We start from the raw sequence: 20,506 nt of genomic DNA on the forward strand, positions 1-20,506 counted from the left end.
GCGCCGAGCCACCGGTGCGGAGAGGGCCCGCGACGCCGGGCCGGATCCGTGCACGTCGCGGGAAGGGGAGGGTCGCCGGCCTCGCGCGGCCTCAGAACCTGGCCTTGATGCCGAAATTCCACATCGAGCCGTAGACGGTGTACTGCTGGACCCGGCCGGGCACATTGGAATAGATGATGTCGGGCTCGTTGAAGATGTTGCGTCCGGCCAACTGCAACTCGATGTTCTCGGTGAGCTTGTAGCTGGCGCTGATGTTCCAGAGCTCGCGCGGGGTGTGGTAGAGGATGCCGTTGTTGGCGGTGGTCGGCGTGTTGCTCAGCGCGCTGACCCGGTACGTGCCCTGGCGGTTGCCGTTGATCTGGAGATCGAAGCGGCCGTAGTTGTAGCGGATACCCCAGTTGGCCGCCTGTTCCGGCATGTTCTGGCGCTCGCCGTCCGGATTGACCTTGGTGTAGGAGCCGTACAGGCTCAGCCCGCGAAACGCGCCGGGCAGGAAGGTGAGCTGCTGGCTGTACTCCAGGGTAAGGCCTTCGTTGGTGCTGGTGCCGGGCAGGTTCTGCGCGCTGCGGAAGGTGTAGCCGGAATACTCGTCCGGATCGAAGCCGACATCCTCCGGATTGACGGTGATGCCGGTGACCTGCATGTCCTTCATGTCCAGTTTGTAGTAGGACAGGCCAACAATGCCGGACGGTTCCAGGTAGTACTGCAGGCTGGCGAAGTACTTGGTGGAGTGCTCGGGCTTGAGCAGCGGATTGGGCACGTTGACGACCATCGTGTCCTCGTTGACCGACACCACGCCGCCCAGGTTGCCGTAGTCCGGGCGCAGGATGGATTCGCTGAAGGCCAGCTGGCCGACCAGCCTGTCGGTGAAGTCGTACTTGATGCCGCCGCTGAGGAACCAGTCCTCGTACTGGCCGCGGCGCATGGAGTAGGCGCCGTTGTTGTACTGGTACAGCAGCCCTTCGACGGTATTGACCGACAACCCGGCCTCGGTCACTTCGCTGGCCGGGCGAACATTCGCCACGCGCGCGGCGGTGCGGGTCTTCTCATAGCGCAGGCCCAGGTCGAAACGGGCCTTGCCGATCCGGGTCTGGGCCTCGAGGTAGGCGGCGTCGACCTGTTCCTGGATGCGCTTGTTGTTGTCCAGCCGGCGCTTCAGGTTGCCCACCGTGTCGGCGACGAAATACTCGGGATGTTCCCGGTAGATGTCGTACACCGCGTAGTTGTTGTCGGCGCGCCAGTTCTGCTCGTTCATGTTGCCGGCATTGAAGCCGAGGATGCCGAACTGGTAATGCTGGGTCCACGGGATCACGGCGGCGGGATCGCGCTGGCTCAGGTCGCCGTTGGGGCCGACGTACTGGTACTGCTGGTAGGAACCCTCGTTGGTGCGCCAGTCGTTGCTGCGGCTGCCGAAGCCGCCCATCAGGGTGATCGGCAGGTCGCGGATGGTCAGGTGCTTCTTCAGATCCAGGTAGGCGCCGTACTGATCGTTCACCGCGTCGGACTGGGCCGTGCGCACGTTGTTGCCGATGTCGGCGTCGCGGTTGTAGCTGGTCGGATCGCCCCAGGGACGGCCGGCGGTCTGGGACAGCGTCCACGCGTTGGAGCCCTCGGTCGGCCGGTCCATGGTGAAGCCGATGCCGGTCAGCCAGCTGTCGGTGCGCTGGAAGAAACCCTCGTCGTTGTCGCGGAAGTTGAATTCTGAGCGCGAGTAACTGCTGCGCAGGGTGGCTTCGAAGGTATCGTTCTTGAACTCCAGCTTCGGCGCGATCGTGTAGGTGGGCGTGCCGGCATAGCGGTGGGAGTACTCGGTACGCAGGCGGGTGTTGTTGCCGTTGGGATTGACCACGATATGGGTGGGCGTGGAATCCGGCGTGGCATAGGAGGCCGTGGGCGTGCCGAAATACAGGAACGTGTACTGGTTGAAGTACTCGACGTCATAGAACGAGTAGGTGCTGCGCAGGGACAGGACCAGTTCGTCGGTGAGCTGGTAGTCGGTGCTCAGGTTGGCCGCCGTGCGGCTGGTCATCTTCGGACCCGGTCGCCACATCACCCGGTAGGGCATGACCCGGCCGCCCGCCAGGTAGGACCAGTCGGTCTGGATGCGATCCTGCTGGACGTAGTTGGCGTTGTAGCTGGTATTGAACTCCACGCCCAGGCGACCTTCCATGAATACGTCGCCGAAACCGAACTGGGCCGAGGGATAGAGGGTCGAGTGCTTGCGATCGTCGGGAAAGTACTTGCGCGAAAGCGTGGAGTCGGAGGTGCCGACGCCGCCCAGCTGGGCCACGATCTGGCGGCCGGTGCGGTTGAACGCGTACTTGCTGCGCAGGTTGATCTGGCCGCCCGGGGAGTCGGCGTCCATGCTGGCGGTCAGCGTGTTGTTCAGTTCGATGGACTCGATGCCGGTGATGGACATCTGTTCGAACGAGTTCTGCCGGCCGGTGTTGTTGTTGGAGGTCGCGGTCGCCATGCGGGCGCCGTCGATGGTGAAGGTCGAGTATTTCGGATCCAGGCCGCCGATGCGCACGGCGGTGGCATCCACCTCCGTGTAGTCGAGCGAGATGCCCGGCATGGACTTCATGAACTCGCCGACATCGCCCATGGTCAGGGCGCCGTAGTTGTCGGCGGCGACCACGTTCTTCGCGTTCATCGCCGCGCGCCGCTCCATGATCGCGCTGGCCTGGCCCTCGCGCTTGGCGGTGACCATGATCATGTCCATCTCGACCGCCTCGCCGCCGCCACTGGCGCCGGCACCGGCGTAGGAAGGCACCTTGAGTTCGAAATCCAGCGTGGACACCTGGCCGGCGGCAACGCTGGCCACCGCTTTCGATTCCTGCAGGCCGGTGTACCTGACGGTGACGGTGACATCGCCCGCCGGCAGTCCTGACAGGCGGAAATTGCCGCCATCCTCGGAGTAGGTGACAAGGGTGGTGCCTTCGACCCGGATCTCGGCGTTGCGCACGTATTCGCCGGTGGCAGTGTTGAGCACGCGGCCGCGCAGGCTGCCGGTGCCGATCTGCGGCCCGGAACGCGGACGTTCGGGCGCGACGTCGTCGGCCTTCTGCAACAGGATGATGTTGCCCTCGTCGGATTTCACTTCCAGCCCGGTCCCTTCCAGCAACAGGCGAAGGGCTTCGCGCGCATCCATTTCGCCCACGATGGCCGGCGCCTGGATGCCTTCCAGCGAACCGGCCGGCGCGATGATCTGCAGTTGCGCCTGCCGTGCCAGCTCCGGGATGGCCGTCACCGCGGGCTGCGCGGGCACTTCGAACTTGCGCTGCTGCGCCATGGCCGGGGACGTGCAGGCCAATGCGGCGAGGATGGCGCTGGTCAACAGGACTTTCTCGTAGCGATTCATGATCCGTGTGTTCTCAGGAAATCTGCGTGGGTGGCGGTACTGAGAACTGAGAGACTCGACGGATGCGCTTTCCGCTACCTGTCAAAAAAATTTAATGCGCGCGGGCCACCACGATGCGTCCGCGTTCCTGGCGAACGTCCGCATCGAACACTTCGGCGATGGCGCGGCTGAATCCCAGCGGATTGTTGGTCGCGAACAGGCCGGTGACCTGCATGCGGGCCAGCGCCGGATCCGCGATGACGATGGGCGTGTCGCTGTAGCGCGCGTAGATCGCGACCGCTTCGCCGAGGGTTTCGCCTTGCAGGGCAATCTTCCCTTCGCGCCAGGCCAGCTCGCGATCCATCTGGCCGGTGCGCAGGGAACTCAGCCGCCAAGCCTGCGGCGTGCCCTGCCGGAATGCATAGCGGGTGTTCGCGGCCAGCGAAGCGTGCTCGGCGGGCGTGCCGCCGGCCACGTCTACCCGGCCGTCCTGGACCAGGATCTGGGTGGCGTCGCCATCGAGCTTGCGCACGACGAAGGTCGCCTGCGTGGCATCCAGTTTTCGGCCATCGACTTCGACCCGGGTTGGCGATGTCGCCGTGGTGCCCTCGATCAGCACCTCGCCGCGCAGGACGCGGATGGTGCGCCGGCCGTCGTCCTGATAAATCCGGATGCGCGTATCGGTATTGAGGGTGACGGTGGCGCCATCGCCCAGCGGCACGCGGCGCATCTCGCCCTTGGCGGTGGCGTAGGCGGTGGGCATCTGCAGGGTTGCGGCCAGCGTCACGACCAGCAGCAGGGAGGCAGCCATGGCACCGCCCCAGCGCATCCAGCGGCGCGAAGGCGGGGCGGGGCGGGACGCCGCGACGGCGGCGGGCTGGAAGTCGTCCGGGTCGTAGTGCGGCCCGAGCGCGCGCGCGGCTTCGCTGCGCATCCATACGGCGCGCGCACGAATGAAGGCGCCCCGACGGCGCGGATCGCCGGCGAGCCAGTCCTTCAGTTCGTGGCTTTCCACCGCCGACAGGGGGGCACGGTCCATCCGCGCCACCCATTCCGAGGCGGTCTGGTCAATGTTCTGGCTGGTTTCGCGCTCTTCCACTGGCACGCCTTCTTTCCCGCTCCAATTGACTAGAGGTTTTGGCGGGTGGGTTTCCGCCACTGGCGAACCAGTCTTCCAGCCAGCGGAGTCCCCGGGCGATGTGTTTCTCGACCGTGTTCTCCGAAAGTCCCATCCGGGAGGCAATCTCCCGCTGGGGGATTTCGCGGATGCGGCGCATCACGAACGCCTCGCGCGTCTGCCCCGGCATGCTCGCGATCACCCGCGCCAGCTGGCGCAGGTCGTCGTGCGCGATGGCGCTCTGCTCCGGGGTGGCGGCCTCGTCGGCAAAATCCAGCATGCCCAGATCCTCGACCGCGTGGATCGGTACGATCCGGGCCCGCCGGATGTTGCGCACCACCAGCGAGTGCGCCACCTGGAACAGATAGGCGCGGGGATTGAGGATGTCGTCCACCCGCTCGCGCTCGGCCAGCACCGCGTAGCTTTCCTGCACGATGTCCTCGACATCGTAGGTGCTGCGGCGGGACAGCCAGTTCCTCAGCGCCGCCTCGTGCGGCAGGATGTGGTGCATGAACCAGCGCGTCCGTTCGACATCGTCCAGGGTGCCCTCCGTGCTCCCCGCCGCTTCAGTTCGCTCAGACACCCGGTTCCCCGCCATCCGTCCTTCCGGCAAATGAGGAGCGATGCTAGGCGTCGCGCATGACAGTCATGTTGCGGTGGGCGCGGAGTTCGGCGTCGTCTGCCCGCGTGGCGGCACCCAATCGAGCCAGGGCACTTCGCCGGCGTCGCCGCGCGCCAGGACGCGCTAGCCCAGGAACAAGTGCAGACCGCTGGCGTCGTCGCGGCGCTTGAGCGACGCGTCGCCGGTGCGGGTGCTGGCTTCGTGTTCGCGCAGGGTGGCCAGCAGCGTCGGCAATCCTTGTTCGGCGACCAGCGCCAGCGCCTGTTCCCGACTCATCAGATTGTAGGTATCCCACACCCGCGACAGCCCGTCGCTGCCCAGCACGACGTGCACGGGTGCGGTCAGTACCTGCTCCTCGATCACCGCGTTGTGCGCGCTGATCGGATTCAGGGTCAATGCCGTGCCTCCGGTATTGGCCTGTTGCTGGCGCCTGCGCTCCCACATGCGCTCCAGGGCCGGCAAGCCGAAGCCGGAATGGGGTTTCCACTCGTCGTGGCTCTGCGCGGGCAGGACCGCCGGCACCATCGACCGCGGCGATGCGTGCGCGGAATGGATTTCCAGGAAGCAGTCCTCGTAGCGATGGACCCGCATTCGCAGGACAGGGCCGGACGGGCTGATTTCGGCCACGACGGCGGCGGCGACCGGCCAGGCGTGGACCGGCTGCGCCTCGCCACCGGCGCGGAGGTACTCGTCGCGCAGGACTCGCAGTCCTTCTTCCAGCAATGAAGGACTGAACGCTTCCAGCGCACCGCGCTCGGCCAGCCATCGCCCCATGCCGCGCGCGAACCAGCCCGCATCGGTCAGGTCGGGGAAGGTGGTGAAGGGATGTTCCGTCAGCGTGGTCGCGCCGTCGATGGCCCAGGCCAGCACGGTGTCACCACGCCGTACGCAGCCGACCACGTCCTCGCCGGGAATGTGTTCGTAGATGCCCTGGCAGACCTGATCGATGTTCACCTGCATGTGGCTGTACCTGTCGAGTGGTGGGGAAGGGACGGCGACGCATCCGGCGTGAAGGCCGTCTTCACGCATGCATCCGGCACCATCGCGATGCTCCGGTTCCGAACCGCGCCGCGAACGACGCAGATGCGCATGTGCATGGCGAGGTTCGCGCGTCGATCATGCATTGCCATCGCGTCGATGGCGTTACGGGGAAGAACCGCGCCACCCGCGAATAGATGCTTCGATTTGCGTATCTCGTCACAGGCTACCGTGTTCCGGGCGCCGACGGGCCTGCGCTACATTCGCCAGCCGGGCTCGCACAATCTCTCGCGGGCTCACGCTGCGGTGGCCGATGCGATCCCGCGCATACAAATTCCCCCGAACTTGCCGAGCGCGCATGCGGGGGAGCGACTCACGGAACGGAGCACCCTGTATGGCCCAGATCGAACGCAAGCGGTTGTCGATGGACATTGCCCGGCTGCTGCATGCCAGCCGGTTGCTCGGGGGCTTGGCGCTGCTCGCGCCGGCGCTGGCCGCCGCCGAATGCGTCACCACCGGCACCACCACGGTCTGCACCACCGCCGCGCCCAATCCATGGGTTGCCACCGTGGGCGAGGGCAATGTGCCCGCGGCCGACAACCGTACCGTCGACGTGCAGGCCGGTGCCCGGATCGCGGTGGGCGACGCCAACGCGATTTCGTTGCGCGACAATGCCAGCATCCACGTGGGCACGGATGCCGTGGTCAGTTCCACGGCGGTCAGCGCCCCGGGTTTGTTCAATGCCGGCGCCAACACTGTCGAGATGCGCACTGGCGGCACCCTGACCATCGATGCGGGCGGTCAGGTGCTGGCGCTGGGCACGCAGGGCAGTGCCGAGGCGGTCAACTTCCTGGGTACGGGCAACGTCATCCGGAACAGCGGCACCATCCGAGCGACCAGTGCGATAGCCATCTGGTCACAGAACATGACCGGGTTGAACACGATCACCAATACCGGGACCGGCGTCATCGAGGCGACGGGCACCGTGATTGGCGGGTCCGGCAGCAGCGCGGTGCATTTCGTCAACCACGGCACGATAAACGGCAACCTGGTTCTCGCTGGCGGTGACGACCTGGTCGAAATGCTGGGCGGCACCATCAACGGAACCACCAGCCAGGGCGAAGGCAACGATACCCTGATCTTGAACGACGGCCAGATCGGCCCGGTCGACCAGGGAGCCGGCCAGGATCGCATGGAGGTCAACGGAGGCAGCGTCGCCGGCACGGTCCAGCAGGGCGGCGGCATCGACGACTTCGTGATGACAGGCGGCGAGATCGGCGCGCTCTTCCAGGGCGATGGCCTGGACACCTTCCGAATGACCGGCGGACGCATCATCGGCGCGTTCGAGGATGGCGACTACGCCGAGATGACCGGCGGACGCATCGGCCGGGTCAACATGAAGCTCGACGACAATACCTTCGACATGTCCGGCGGCACCATCGACGGCAACCTGGTGACCGGGTTCGGCCGCGACACCATCCGCCTGTCCGACGGCTACATTGGCGGCAACATCAGCGTCAGCGGCGGCGACGACCGCGTCACCGTTACTGGCGGCACCGTGCGTGGCGAAGTCCGCGTGAGCCTGGGCAACGACGTGTTCGAATGGAATGGCGGTGGCGTGATTCATGGCGCCATCGATCTGGGCGACGGCGATGATGTCGCCAACCTGACCAGCCTGAACCAGGCGCATCTGGGCGCCACGCCGCTGCTGGATGGCGGCGCCGGCAACGATGCGCTCAATTGGTCGAACGTGACCACCGGCGGCATTTCGCGCTTCCAGAACTGGGAACGGGTGGATGCGCTCAACGACACGGAACTGGGTTTCGACAGCGACCTGGTGCTCGGCGACGCCGGCAGCGGTACCGGCACTTTCAACATCGATGCGACCAGCACGGTCTATGCCGGCGATGGCACCCATGCCGCGGTGCGCGCGTTCAACGCGGCGCAACTGGCCAATGTCGTCAACGCAGGCCGCATCGACCTGACCAACGGCAATACCGGTGACGCCAGCGATACCTTCACCATCGTCGGCAACTATGTCGGCAACAATGGCGTGGTCCACCTGCAGACGGTGCTGGGGGACGACAGTTCCGCCTCCGATCGACTGATCCTCTCGGGAGGGCAGGCCAGCGGCAGCACCGGCCTGGACATCATCAATTTTGGCGGTCCGGGTGCCCAGACGGCGCTGGACGGCATCATGGTGGTGCAGTCGATCGAGGGCGCGACGTCAACGAGCAGCGCCTTCGCGCTGACCGGCCCCGTGGCAGCCGGCGCATTCGAGTACTACCTGTTCAAGGGCGGCGCCAGCGACGGCAGCAGCGAGAACTGGTACCTGCGTTCCACCCTGCTTAGTGACATCGACTCCACCCCGGCACCCGCGCCGGATCCGACCGAACCCGCGCCGCCGGAGCCGCCACCGCCTCCGCCTCCGGAGCCGCCGGCGCAACCCCCGCCGGAATTGCCGCCGCCACCGCCACCGCCGCCGCCGCAACTGCCGGGGGATCCGGACATCCCCGATCCCGATCCGGAAGCACCCACGCCGGAGCCCCCGGTGCCGCCGCCGGAGCCACCGCCGGTCCAGCCGCCTTCACCTCCGCCACCGGAACCTCCGGTGCCGCGGAATCCGGCGCCGCTGCCCGGCGGAGACCGCACACCGCCTACGCCCGGGGCCACCGAGGCCGAAGGCGAAGTGATCCCGCTGTATCGCGTGGAAACGCCTACCTACGCGGTGGTGCCGCCACTGTTGCGCCAGGTCTCGCTGGCCAGCCTGGGGACCTTCCATGAACGCCAGGGCGAACAGGCGTTGCTGGGCAACGACGGCACCTTCCGCGCCGCCTGGGGCAGGGTGATCGGACAGAACACCGAGCAGAGCTGGCGCGGAACCGTCTCGCCCACCTTCGACGGTTCCATCACCGGCGTGCAGGCGGGCGTGGACATCCATGCCTGGGAGAACACCGAGGCCGGGCGCCGCGACCATCTGGGCCTGTTCCTGGGCCGCACCCGCGCCGACGGCGACGTGCGCGGTTTCGCCATCGGCTGGAACAACCTCACCGTGGGCAAGAACAAGCTCGACGAGGACCACCTGGGCCTGTACTGGACGCGCATCGGCGAACGCGGCGGCTATCTGGACGCGGTGCTGATGGCCAGCCGCTATGACGGCGATGCACGTTCGACCCGGGGCCAGGGCATCGAACTGGACGGCGACGGCCTGACCGCTTCGCTGGAGATCGGCGCGCCTGTGCGCTGGCGCGAAGGCTCGCGCTGGTCGCTGGAACCCCAGGCCCAAATCATCTGGCAACGCACGGATCTGGACGATCAGCGCGACCGCTTCGCCCGAGTGGCGTTCGACATGGACAGTGCGCTGACCGGACGGGTGGGCTTGCGCCTGGCCGCGGATTTCCCGACCGCGCACGGCCTGTGGCAGCCCTACCTGAAGCTCAACTACTGGCACAGCTTCGAAGGCCGCGACGTGATGCGGATGGATACCGATGCCGTCGTTACCCGACAGATGGCCAATGCGGTGGAATTCGGCGGCGGGGTAGTGGCCAAGTTCAGCGATCGCTTCAGCCTGTACTTCACCGCCGACTACACCAGCGATACCGGCGACGAAGGTCTGGATCGCGAAACGGTGGAAGGCAATCTGGGCATGCGCCTCAGCTGGTAGCCGCAGGAGGGAAGCGGGTCACCGTGTTGACCCGCTTCCCTCGCGCCGCGTCGCCGCGATCACGGGCCTGTACGAACCAAACCCGGGCGAACCGGTCAGGCCGCCTTGCAACTGCCGCAGCACTGGCTGCCGGATTCGGCCGGCGCCGCGGCGACCGCTTCGTCCGTCGCGGCGATGACGTCATAACCTTGCGCGGCCAGTGCCTGGGTCGCTTCCGCCGCGCGGATGTCGCCCCGGACCAGGACGGTCTTGCCCGGAAGATCCACGGAAACGGACGCATTGGCGTCCAGCGCCTGCAGCGCGTAAGTGACCGTGCGTACGCAGTGGCCACAGGTCATGCCTTCGACAATGAGTTTCATGATGCCTCGGAGAGGATGACCGGCCCATCGCCGGCACGCACACGTTCGGGCTTGCCCCTGTGGGAAGGTCAATCCCGGGGCGGGAAATGGCGGTGGTTTGACCTTCCCATCGTGGGAAGCCGCATCGTGCCGGCAACCCCACCGATGGATGCCGTCATGAACTCCTCCCTGTCCCACGCCGCCGCCGCCATCCAGGACCGGTTCCGTTTCGGCGTATCCGGCATGACCTGCGCGTCCTGTGTCGGCCGCGTCGAACGCAGCCTGCGCAAGGTCCCGGGCGTGGCCGACGTGGCGGTGAATCTTGCCACCGAAACCGTCGAAGTCCACGCCGCGCGACCGCTGCCGTTGCAGGCGCTGGACGCGGCCGTGCGCGACGCCGGCTATCAAATGGCCACCCGCGAGATCGAACTGGCGCTGCAGGGCATGACCTGCGCGTCCTGTGTCTCGCGCATCGAACGCGCCCTGGTCGCCGTGCCGGGCGTGGTCGAAACCAGCGTCAATCTCGCCACCGAGCTGGCACGCGTGCGGGTCACTTCCCAGGCGGCCGAAGCCGATCTGGTGGCGGCAGTGGCGGCGGCCGGCTACGGCGCCACGCCGCATGCCGCGGCACGGTCCGGCACGGATGCCGCGCAGGTCGCGGCTTCCCGCGAAGCCCGGCACCTGTGGTTCGCAGCGTTGCTGTCGCTTCCGCTGGTGCTGCCGATGCTGGGCCTGTTGTGGGGCGAACACTGGATGCTGCCGGGCTGGGTGCAGTTCGCATTGGCGACGCCGGTGCAGTTCTGGCTGGGCGCGCGCTTCTACAAGGCCGGCTGGAAAGCGCTCAAGGCGCGCACCGGCAACATGGATCTGCTGGTCGCGCTGGGGACCAGCGCCGGCTACGGCCTGAGCGTGTACCACCTGCTGGCGGGCACCTCGTCGCATGGCGCGCAACCGCTGTACTTCGAGGCATCTGCCGTCATCATCACCCTGATCCTGATGGGCAAGTGGCTGGAAGCACGCGCCAAGCGCCAGACCACCGAAGCCATCCGCGCGTTGCAGGCATTGCGTCCGGCCACCGCGCGGGTGCGCCAGGCCCATGGCGACGTGGAACTGCCCATCGATCAGGTTCGCGTGGGCGACGTGGTGCTCGTGCGTCCGGGCGAACAGATTCCGGTGGACGGAGAACTGCTCGAAGGCCGCACCCATGCCGATGAGTCGATGATCACCGGCGAGTCGCTGCCGGTGGCCAAGAACCCGGGCGATCGCGTGACCGGCGGCGCGGTGAACGGGGAAGGCAACATCGCGATCACCACCGTGGCGGTGGGCGCGGAAAGCGCGCTGGCCCGCATCATCCGCCTGGTCGAGGACGCGCAGGCCCGCAAGGCGCCCATCCAGCGGATCGTGGATCGGGTGAGCGCGGTGTTCGTTCCGGTGGTGATCGGCATCGCCCTGCTGACCCTGGTGGCCTGGGGTGTATTCACCGGCGACTGGAACCAGGCCATCCTCAACGCGGTTGCCGTCCTGGTCATCGCCTGTCCCTGTGCGCTGGGCCTGGCCACGCCCACCGCGATCATGGCCGGCACCGGCGTGGCGGCGCGCGCGGGCATCCTGTTCAAGGACGCCGAGGCGCTGGAGGCGGCCCGCAAGGTCACCATCGTCGCGTTCGACAAGACCGGTACGCTGACGCAGGGGCGGCCGCTGCTGGCCGAAGTACTGCCCACCGAGGGCAGCGCTTCGGATCTGCTCGCGCTGGCCGCCGCGCTGCAGGCCGGCAGCGAACACCCGCTCGCCAAGGCGGTACTGGCCGCCGCGGCCTCCGGCCCGGCGCCGCAGCTGGCGATCGATGTGCAGGCGCTGCCGGGGCGTGGTCTTTCCGGTGAGGTGCAGGGACGCCGGCTGTGGCTGGGCAGTGCGCAACTGATGCGTGAACTGGAGGTCGATGTTTCCACGCAGGCCGTGCAGGCCGATTCACTGGGCAATTCAGGGCATACGGTGTCCTGGCTGGCGGAAGCGCGGGACGCAACGATCCGGTTGCGTGGCCTGTTGGCATTCCGCGACGAGCCCCGGGAAAGCGCGGCCAACGCGATCACGCGGCTGCATGCGATGGGGCTGCGCACGGTGATGATCTCCGGTGACAACGCCGGCGCCGCCGGGGCGGTGGCGGCGACCCTGGGCATCGACGAAGTGCGCGCGAACGTGCTGCCCGACGGCAAGGCCGAGGTGATCCAGCAATTGCAGCAGGCCGGCACCGTGGCCATGGTCGGCGACGGCATCAACGATGCGCCCGCGCTCGCGGCGGCATCGGTGGGACTGGCGATGGGCTCGGGCACCGACGTGGCGATGCACGCCGCGGGCGTGACCCTGATGCGTCCGGATCCGCGGTTGGTCGCCGCGGCCATGGATGTTTCCCGCCGCACCACCCGCAAGATCCACCAGAACCTGTTCTGGGCATTCGCCTACAACGTCGTCGGCATTCCGCTGGCGGCCCTGGGCCTGCTCAATCCGGTGCTGGCCGGCGCGGCCATGGCGCTGTCCTCGGTGAGCGTGCTCGCCAATACCTTGCTTTTGCGCCGTTGGCGACCCACCTTGGACGCCTAGGAGATTTCCGCAATGTCCAGACGAACCCAGGCACCACGCCCCGAACTGGCCGACGCCCGCCGGCAGGGCCTGCACAACATCGGCGAGGCGGCTGCCATCAGCGGCGTGAGCGCCAAGATGATCCGGCACTATGAAAGCATCGGCCTGCTGTCGCCGGCCGAACGCACCTTCGCCGGCTATCGCATCTACTCGGACAACGACCTCCATCGCCTGCGCTTCATCAAGCGCGCCCGCGTGCTTGGTTTTCCGATCAAGCAGATCGAGGTGCTGCTGGGATTGTGGGACAACCGCGAGCGCGCCAGTTCGGAGGTCAAGGAACTGGCACGCGCACACGCGGACGAACTGGGCAGGAAGATCCGGGAAATGCAGGCCATGCAGCAGACCCTGCTGGATCTGGCCCGGCGTTGCCACGGCGACGATCGGCCGGACTGTCCGATCCTGGAAGATCTGGCGACGCTCGAACGCTAGGTCTCAGGCGCGTCCGGAGCCTCCTCCCATCCTTTTGCCTGCGCGTCGCCCGGTCGGTAGACCCGGCGCGCGTCGATGATGGACGCCGCGGCGACGCGAGCGCACCGCCGCGCGTTCGCCCGCACTCAATAGACCGGCAACTCGATCGAGCTCGCCGCTTCCGGCGTGTGCCAGATGCGCTGCGTCGCCTTGCGGTAGTCCTCCGGCTTGGCGAAGTAGATGTTCGGGACGAAGGTCTGCGGATTCCGGTCGTACAGCGGGAACAGGGTCGACTGCACCTGCACCATCACCCGATGTCCGGGCAGGAACACGTGGTTGGCCTCCGGCAGCGCGAAGCGATAGGGCAGGGTCTGGTCGGAGGGAATCGCCTTGGCGTGTTCGAAGCTCTCGCGATAGCGTCCGCGGAAGATCGCCAGCGAGACCGGCAACTGGTAGCCGCCCATCTCGGTCGCCGAGGCGACCTGCTCGGGATACACGTCGATCAGCTTGACCACCCAGTCGCTGTCGCTGCCACTGGTGGATGCCTGCAGATTCACCCACGGCGTGCCGGCGATGCGCAGCGGTTCGGTCAGCGGTTCGGTGATGAAGGTCAGCACGTCCGGCCGGCCATCGACGAAGCGCTGATCCTTGACCAGCCACGTCGTCCACATGTCGCGATCGCCGAAGCGCACCGGGCGCGGCGCGAACGGCACCGGCTTGGCGGGATCGGAAACGTATTCCTCGAATCCGCTCTCGCCGGCCGCTGGCGGCTGGAACGAGAGCTGGCCGCCCGCGCGCAGGTACAACGGCCGGGCGGGGGAGCCACACCCCTGGGCGCAGCTGCGCGGCCAGTTCGGCAGGCGGTCCCAGCGGTCCTCGCCGGTGTTGTAGACGAGCACCGGCGGCGTATCCGCCTTCGGCGCGCCTTCGACCAGGTACTGATCGAAGAACGGCTTGAGCACGTCGCGGCGGAACTGCAACGCGGTATCGCCGTCGAACTTCAGCGCGCCCAGGTTGCGTGCCTCGTAGTTGACCTGGCTGTGCCGCCACGGTCCCATCACCAGGTAATTCAGGTTGTTGCCGGTATCGCGTCCTTCCATCGCCTGGTAGCTGTGGTTCGCGCCCCACATGTCTTCCTGGTCCCACAGGCCCTGCAGCCACATGGTCGGGACCTTCAGTGGTGTGCTGGCCATCTTCCGATCCAGTGCCTGCTCCTGCCAGAACGCGTCATAGGCGGGATGCTCGGTCATCTTGTGCCACCACGGAATCTGTTCCAGTCCATGGGTCCGGGCGTAGTCGCCGGCCGAACCGGCACGCAGGAAGGTGGTGTAGTCGTCCAGCCCCTCGCTGGGCACCGAAGTTCCCTTGCCGCGCTTGGTCAGCTGGCCGGTGAAGTAGCCGAAATTGACCTGCCGGAACGCACCGTAGTTGAGCCAGTCGTCGCCCATCCAGCCATCGATCATCGGGCTCTGCGGCGCCGCCACCTTGAGCGCCGGATGCGGATCGGTCAACGCCATCACCACGGTAAAGCCTTCATAGGAAGAGCCGAGCATGCCGACGCGTCCGTTGGACTCGGGCACGTGCTTGACCAGCCAGTCGATGGTGTCCCAGGCGTCGGTGGCGTGATCGACCTTAGTCGGATTCAGCGGCCCGCGCAGCGGACGGGTCATCACGTAATCGCCCTGTGAACCGTACTTGCCGCGCACATCCTGGAACACCCGGATGTAGCCGGCGCGCACGAACACCTCATCGCCCTGCGGCAGGATGTCGATCATGCGTGGCGATTCCATGCGCTGGGCGCGGCCCGCCGCGTCGTAGGGCGTGCGGGTCAACAGCATGGGGGCGTTCTTCGCCCCCTTGGGCACGACGATGACGGTATAGAGCTTCACCCCGTCGCGCATCGGCACCATCACCACGCGCTTGTCGTAGTCGAAATCCTGCTTCGGTACGACGAATTCCTTGCCGGTGATGTCCGGCGTGATCGCCGGTGTCTGGGCCTGGGCGAAAACCGCGGGAAGGAACAACGCCAATACCGCCAGCCTGCGGCAGCCGAGGACCTTGCAAGTCATCTTCATGGAGCGTCTCGATTCCGGAGTCGTAACCTGCCGATTAAACCGCGCCGCGAGGCTCGCAGCCAGTGCTGAATGCGCCGTAGAGCGGAGCTCGCTCCGCTTGCCTTTGCGAACGCCCCGTCAACCCCGTGCCGGCAAGCCCAGCCGGATCAACCGAATCCGGGCGGCAAATCCTCCGGACCGGTACCAAACGAAAGGTTGGGTCGCGGCCCCATTTCGAACTCCAGCGTCCCGCCCGCGGCCAGGTCGGCGTGGCTTATCCAGTTGCGCGCATACGGCTCGCCATTCCAGCGCACCCGTTGCACGAAGACGTTTCGCGCATCGTTGCCAGGGGCGAGGATGCGCAGGCGGCGACCATTGCCGACGTCCAGCTCGGCACGTTCGAACAGCGGGCTTCCGAACACATAGTGGCCGCTGACCGGATCGACTGGATAGAAGCCCAGCGCGCTGAGCACGAACCAGGCGCTCATCTGTCCGCAGTCCTCGTTGCCGGACAGGCCGTCGCGGGCATCGCGATATTGCTCGCGCATCAGGCGGCGGACCATGGCCTGGGTCTTCCACGGCTGGCCGGCATAGGCATACAGATAGGCCACGTGATGGCTGGGCTCGTTGCCATGCGCGTACTGGCCGACCATGCCGTCGATGTCCGGCGGCGCACCGGCCGGCAGCTCGGAGCTGGTGCCGAACAACTCGTCCAGCTTGCGCACGAACCCGTCACGCCCGCCAAAGCCCTCCATGTAGCCGTACAGGTCGTGCTGGTTGAGGAAGGTGGCCTGCCAGGCGTTGGATTCGGTGAAATCGTGCCAGCGCTCCGAGTGGCCCAGCGCGCGCGGGTCGAACGGCTCGGCCCAGCGGCCGTCCTCCAGCCGGGGCTGGATGAAACCGCTGTCCGGGTTGAACAGATGACGATAGTTGCGCGAGCGCGCGAGCAGCGCCTGATGATCGTCCAAGGCGCCGGCTGCGCGTGCCAGATGCGCGCAGGCCCAGTCGTCGTAGGCGTATTCCAGGGTCCGGCTGGCCGCCTCGCTGACCTTGTCGCTGGGAATGTAGCCCAGCCGGCGATACCAGCCCAGCCCGTGGAAGTCGTCGTCCATTGCGCGCTTGCGGAACAGCGTCCAGGCCGCGGCGTAGTCGATGCCGTCGAAACTCTTGGCGTGCGCCTCGGCCAGCACCACCGCCGAGTGGAAGCCGATCATCGTGCCGGTTTCCACGCCCTGCAGCGGCCAGATGCCGACGCCGTCCGGGCATTCGGCCGCGCCGCGCACCAGTCCCTGGGCCAGATCCGGTACGCGCTCGGGCTGCACCAGGGTCAGCAGCGGATGCAGCGCGCGATAGGTGTCCCACAGCGAATAGGTACTGTAGTTGTGGTAACCCTCGGGCAGGGTGTGCACCTTCAGATCCATGCCGCGATAGCGACCGTCCGTATCGCTGAACAGCGTCGGCGCCAGCAGGCTGTGGTACAGCCCGGTGTAGAAGATGCGCCGCTGCCCGCCGTCACCGGTATCGATGCGCACCCGCGCCAGCTCCCGCTCCCAGGCATCGACCGCCTCGGCATGCACGCGGGCGAAGTCGAAGTCCGGCGACTCGGCATCGAGATTGGCCAGCGCGTTTTCGGCGCTGACCGCCGAAATGCCGACCTTGACCAGCAGCGGCGCGGCGCCGGCATCCGGGTAATGCAGGGCGGCCTTCAGCCGGGTGCCATCGATGCTTCGCGCGTCCTCGGCCAGCGGCTGGTCATCGGCGTACAGCTGCGCGCGCGCGAATGGACGCGACAGTCGCATCGCGAAGAACAGGTAGCGCCCCCTGGCCCACTGATGGACGCGACGGCCGCCGACCAGCGTGCGTTCGTCGACGACGCGCAGTTGCGCCTCGCTGGTCCGGGTGGGCGTGTCGGCGTTGTCCTGGTAGCCGTGGCACAGATCCAGCAGCAGGTGGCCTGGCTTGCCCGCGGGAAAACGATAGCGATGCAGGCCGGTACGCGCGGTGGCGGTCAGTTCCGCGAGGATATCCGTGTCCTTCAGCCTTACCCGGTAATAGCCTGGCGAGGCGGCTTCGTCCTCGCGGTCGAAGCGCGAGCGGTAGCCGGTTTCCGGCTCATCCGGCGGACCCGGATGCAGCCGGACCTCGCCGGTGCGCGGCACGACCAGGAAGTCGAGCATGTCGCCGATGCCGGTGCCGGACAGATGGGTGTGCGAAAAACCCATGATCGAGTCCTGCGACTCGTGGTAACCGCTGCATCCGTCCCAGGTCGTGTTGTAGGTGTCCGGGCCGAGTTGCACCATGCCGAAGGGCAGGGTCGCACCGGGAAACGTGTGGCCGTGGCCGCCGGTGCCGATGAAGACATCGACGTGCCGGCTCAAATCCATTCGCGCGCGACTGTCGGCGGGCAGGGCGGATCTGCCGATGCGCGCCGAAGCGGCGATCGCGGGGCCACCGACGCCGGACAGGCCCAGCGCGGCGGCGCCCTTCAGGAATCCACGTCGTGTCGTCATCGTCCGTTTCCTCGTTCCCTTGTCTCTTTTGTGCCTGTCCGAGCCAACGGATCAGCGCGGCAATGGCGCGCGGCCAAGGATGGAGAAGCCGGCCGCACCGCCGGGCGCACCGGTACCGGGCTGGCCGCCGCCGACGAAGACCTGGTAGTCGCCGGCCTCGACCGCTCGCTGGCCGGCGCGATCGACCTCGCTGAGCCTGCGCGCGTCCAGCTCGAACGTCACCTCGCGCGATTCACCCGGCGCCAGCGCCAGGCGTGCGAATCCGACCAGGCTGCGGATCGGCGACTGCGGCCCTTGCGGAGGTTGCAGATAGACCTGCACCACTTCCTCGCCACGGCGTCCGCCGCTGTTTCGCACCCGCGCGCTCACCCGCAGCGTCTCGCCGGCCTTCAAGGTCCGCGTCGACAGGCGGGGGGCGTCATAGGCGAAGGTGGTGTAGCTCAGGCCGTGGCCGAACGGATACAGCGGCTGGCCACCGAAGTAGCGGTAGGTGCGTCCCTTCATGTCGTAGCTGACGTAGGGAGGGAGATCCCGGGTCGACTGGTAGAACGTCACCGGCAGGCGTCCGCCCGGGCTGAAGTCGCCGGCCAGCGCCTGCGCGATCGCGGTACCGCCGGATTGGCCGGGATACCACGCGGCAAGGATGGCGTCGGCATGTTGCTGCGCCCAGTTCAGCGCCACCGCGCTGCCGCTCATCAGCACCACGATCAACGGCTTGCCCGCCGCCTTGGCGCGCTCGAGCAACACCTGCTGCGCCGGCGGCAGGCCAATGGCGTTGCGATCACCGCCATCGAAGCCGAGCACGTCGACCTTCAGTTCCTCGCCTTCCACGTCCGGCGACAGGCCGACGAAAGCGACCACCGCGTCGGCCCTTCCCGCCACGCGCGCGGCCTCGGCCAGTTGCGCGTCGGCCGGAGCCAGCCATTCCAGCCGCAGGCCCTGATCCTGGCCGTGATGCTCGATCTCCAGGCGAATGCGGCGGGGCCGTGTATCGGTGAAATGCAGGCGCGTTTCGACATTGCGGCCATCGGCGTTGTGCACGCCGGCGGCGACGCGCTTGTCTTGCGCGTTGCCGGCGATCACCAGGTCGTCGTCGATGTACAACCGCACCGGATCGTGCCCGCTGCAATCGAAGCAGCGCGCCACGCGCACCGCGAGGGTGTATTCGCCGGGTCCGGGCGGCAGCAGTTCACCGGTCCAGCGTACCGAATAGCGATTCCGATCGACTCCGGCGGCGGGCGCCACCTGATCCCAGTTGAAGCTGACCACGCGATCCCGGCGCACCACGCGTGGGGCGCCGGCCAGATCCGGATTGTCGAAGTACTCGCCCTTGAGTCCGGCCTGGCCATCGCTGCGCAGGGCGGTCTCGGGAATCATCACCGGCACCCCCGCCGCCAGCGGCGCACCCTGCGCATAGCTCACCCGGGCCTGGCCGAAGCGTTCCCGCAGGCCACGCAGCGGCGTCACCGGGTCGGTGGACGTGCCCTGATAGTTGGCTTCCAGCGCGGCCAGCGCATCGGCATTCGGACCGATGATCGCCAGCCGGGCATCCGGTTTCAGCGGCAGGGTCGCGTGATCGTTCTTCAACAGGACCAGCGATTGCCGCGCGGCTTCGAGGGCCAGTTCGCGGCTGGCGGGGGCATCGATGTCAACCGCGCCGAGTTGAGCGTAGGGGTCATGCCGCGGGCGTTCCAGTTCGCCCAGGCGATAGCGCGCGGCGAACAGGCGCACCAGCGACCGGTCCAGCGACGCCTCGTCGGTCTCGCCGCGATCCAGCGCCTGGCCCAGGGCGCGATAGGTGTTGCCGCAATTGAGGTCATGCCCGGCGTTCAGGGCGGCGGCGCTGGCGCCGGCTTCGTCGGAACGGAAGTAGTGGAAGTGCAGCATGTCGTAGAGCGAATCGCAGTCGGACACCACGAACCCGCGGAATCCCCAGTCCTTGCGCAGGCGGCCATCGAGCAGCCAGTCCGCGGCGCAGGCTGGCGTGCCGTGCAGCGAGTTGTAGGCGCACATCACCGCGCCGGCGCCGCCGTCGACCAGTGCGGCGCGGAATGCCGGCAGGTAGGTGGCTTCCAGATCGCGCGGAGAGACATCGACGTCGAAGCCGTGGCGCCCCGGTTCCGGGCCGCTGTGCACGGCCAGATGCTTGGGCGTGGCGATGGTGCGCGGATGCCGGGGATCGTCGCCCTGCAGGCCGCGGATGAAGCCGACCGCCAACTGCCCGGTGAGGTAGGGGTCCTCGCCGTAGGTTTCCATGCCGCGTCCCCAGCGGGGGTCGCGGAAAATGTTGATGTTCGGCGACCAGATGGTCAGCCCTTCATAACGCCGATGGTCGCTGCCCGGCCCGCCGGCCAGGTTGAACTTGGCGCGGGCCTCGGTCGAGGTCACCGTGCCGACCAGTTCCAGCAGATCGACATTCCAGGTCGCCGCCAGCCCGATGGCCTGCGGAAACACGGTCGCGTGGCCACTGCGGGCGATGCCGTGCAGTCCTTCATTCCACCACTCGTAGGCCGGTACGCCCAGGCGTGGAATCGCCGGAGCGGCATTCATCGTCTGCGCGATTTTCTCCTCGCGCGTCATCTTCGCCACCAGCGCCGCCGCCCGCTGCTCGGCCTCGTCCGCGTGTGCCGGGGCTGCCAGCGACATTGTCGCCAGCGTCCATCCCGCGGCAATCAGGAACGGCAGGGCCTGGCGGCGAAGGAACACGGGCATGGGCAAGGGTTCTCCGGAGCGTGGCTCAATGTACAACGGGTATGGGACGGTGCCTGTCTGGAACGAGGCGCTGAAAAAAGCGCGTGGCCGTAGGGGCGGCCACGCGCACGGAACGGCACGCCATCG

General features: G+C 67.4%; 11 protein-coding genes. 3 read left to right on the forward strand and 8 right to left on the reverse strand.

Annotated elements, in window-relative coordinates:
* Positions 1 to 91: 91 nt before the first annotated feature.
* The 4 genes from ACTJI2_RS04455 to ACTJI2_RS04470 form a co-directional block, all read right to left on the reverse strand.
* Positions 92 to 3,361, reverse strand: a complete 3,270-nt coding sequence (locus tag ACTJI2_RS04455; RefSeq protein WP_440841233.1) for an outer membrane beta-barrel protein — start codon at positions 3,359 to 3,361, stop codon at positions 92 to 94.
* 91 nt (positions 3,362 to 3,452) lie between these two features.
* On the reverse strand, positions 3,453 to 4,445 hold the full coding sequence (locus tag ACTJI2_RS04460) for a FecR family protein (RefSeq protein WP_203323022.1): 993 nt from the start codon (positions 4,443 to 4,445) through the stop codon (positions 3,453 to 3,455).
* A complete protein-coding gene (locus tag ACTJI2_RS04465) occupies positions 4,408 to 5,055 on the reverse strand; it encodes an RNA polymerase sigma factor (protein WP_183636227.1) in 648 nt (215 codons plus the stop codon). Before ACTJI2_RS04465 ends, ACTJI2_RS04460 begins: the two co-directional genes overlap by 38 nt.
* A gap of 147 nt (positions 5,056 to 5,202) precedes the next feature.
* Positions 5,203 to 6,039, reverse strand: a complete 837-nt coding sequence (locus ACTJI2_RS04470) for a hypothetical protein (protein WP_440841235.1) — start codon at positions 6,037 to 6,039, stop codon at positions 5,203 to 5,205.
* Between the two features lie 412 nt (positions 6,040 to 6,451).
* On the opposite strand from ACTJI2_RS04470, the gene ACTJI2_RS04475 reads away from it, so the two are divergent.
* Positions 6,452 to 9,721 (forward strand): autotransporter family protein, encoded by a 3,270-nt coding sequence (locus tag ACTJI2_RS04475; RefSeq protein WP_440841236.1) that lies wholly within the window; start codon positions 6,452 to 6,454, stop codon positions 9,719 to 9,721.
* A 95-nt stretch (positions 9,722 to 9,816) separates the two neighbouring features.
* Here the strand turns inward: ACTJI2_RS04475 and ACTJI2_RS04480 are convergent, their stop codons facing one another.
* Positions 9,817 to 10,080 (reverse strand): heavy-metal-associated domain-containing protein, encoded by a 264-nt coding sequence (locus ACTJI2_RS04480; RefSeq protein WP_440841237.1) that lies wholly within the window; start codon positions 10,078 to 10,080, stop codon positions 9,817 to 9,819.
* 156 nt (positions 10,081 to 10,236) lie between these two features.
* On the opposite strand from ACTJI2_RS04480, the gene ACTJI2_RS04485 reads away from it, so the two are divergent.
* Together ACTJI2_RS04485 and cueR are read left to right on the forward strand one after the other, a co-directional pair.
* Positions 10,237 to 12,657: a heavy metal translocating P-type ATPase gene (locus tag ACTJI2_RS04485; RefSeq protein ID WP_440841238.1), complete on the forward strand. Its 2,421-nt coding sequence runs from the start codon at positions 10,237 to 10,239 to the stop codon at positions 12,655 to 12,657.
* A gap of 12 nt (positions 12,658 to 12,669) precedes the next feature.
* A complete protein-coding gene (gene cueR / locus ACTJI2_RS04490; RefSeq protein ID WP_141452908.1) occupies positions 12,670 to 13,125 on the forward strand; it encodes a Cu(I)-responsive transcriptional regulator in 456 nt (151 codons plus the stop codon).
* Positions 13,126 to 13,250: 125 nt separating this feature from the next.
* Here the strand turns inward: cueR and ACTJI2_RS04495 are convergent, their stop codons facing one another.
* The 3 genes from ACTJI2_RS04495 to ACTJI2_RS04505 all read right to left on the reverse strand — a co-directional run bounded on the left by ACTJI2_RS04495 (position 13,251) and on the right by ACTJI2_RS04505 (position 20,380).
* Positions 13,251 to 15,173 carry a CocE/NonD family hydrolase gene (locus ACTJI2_RS04495; RefSeq protein ID WP_318289352.1) on the reverse strand — a complete coding sequence of 641 codons (1,923 nt, stop codon included), beginning with the start codon at positions 15,171 to 15,173 and terminating at the stop codon, positions 13,251 to 13,253.
* A gap of 152 nt (positions 15,174 to 15,325) precedes the next feature.
* Complete coding sequence (locus tag ACTJI2_RS04500; protein WP_440841239.1) at positions 15,326 to 17,668, reverse strand: GH92 family glycosyl hydrolase; 2,343 nt, start codon at positions 17,666 to 17,668, stop codon at positions 15,326 to 15,328.
* Positions 17,669 to 17,719: 51 nt separating this feature from the next.
* On the reverse strand, positions 17,720 to 20,380 hold the full coding sequence (locus ACTJI2_RS04505; protein WP_440841241.1) for a glycoside hydrolase family 3 C-terminal domain-containing protein: 2,661 nt from the start codon (positions 20,378 to 20,380) through the stop codon (positions 17,720 to 17,722).
* Positions 20,381 to 20,506 lie beyond the last annotated feature (126 nt).

Source organism: Pseudoxanthomonas sp. 22568, assembly GCF_052044485.1.
GTDB classification, from domain to species: domain Bacteria; phylum Pseudomonadota; class Gammaproteobacteria; order Xanthomonadales; family Xanthomonadaceae; genus Pseudoxanthomonas_A; species Pseudoxanthomonas_A beigongshangi.

Excerpts from the sequence above, each read along its gene's own strand:
- cueR (WP_141452908.1), top strand. The coding sequence starts at position 12,670 with ATGTCCAGACGAACCCAGGCACCACGCCCCGAACTGGCCGACGCCCGC.
- ACTJI2_RS04495 (WP_318289352.1), bottom strand. The coding sequence starts at position 15,173 with ATGACTTGCAAGGTCCTCGGCTGCCGCAGGCTGGCGGTATTGGCGTTG.
- ACTJI2_RS04475 (WP_440841236.1), top strand. The coding sequence starts at position 6,452 with ATGGCCCAGATCGAACGCAAGCGGTTGTCGATGGACATTGCCCGGCTG.
- ACTJI2_RS04480 (WP_440841237.1), bottom strand. The coding sequence starts at position 10,080 with ATGAAACTCATTGTCGAAGGCATGACCTGTGGCCACTGCGTACGCACG.
- ACTJI2_RS04505 (WP_440841241.1), bottom strand. The coding sequence starts at position 20,380 with ATGCCCGTGTTCCTTCGCCGCCAGGCCCTGCCGTTCCTGATTGCCGCG.
- ACTJI2_RS04465 (WP_183636227.1), bottom strand. The coding sequence starts at position 5,055 with ATGGCGGGGAACCGGGTGTCTGAGCGAACTGAAGCGGCGGGGAGCACG.
- ACTJI2_RS04470 (WP_440841235.1), bottom strand. The coding sequence starts at position 6,039 with ATGCAGGTGAACATCGATCAGGTCTGCCAGGGCATCTACGAACACATT.
- ACTJI2_RS04455 (WP_440841233.1), bottom strand. The coding sequence starts at position 3,361 with ATGAATCGCTACGAGAAAGTCCTGTTGACCAGCGCCATCCTCGCCGCA.
- ACTJI2_RS04500 (WP_440841239.1), bottom strand. The coding sequence starts at position 17,668 with ATGACGACACGACGTGGATTCCTGAAGGGCGCCGCCGCGCTGGGCCTG.
- ACTJI2_RS04485 (WP_440841238.1), top strand. The coding sequence starts at position 10,237 with ATGAACTCCTCCCTGTCCCACGCCGCCGCCGCCATCCAGGACCGGTTC.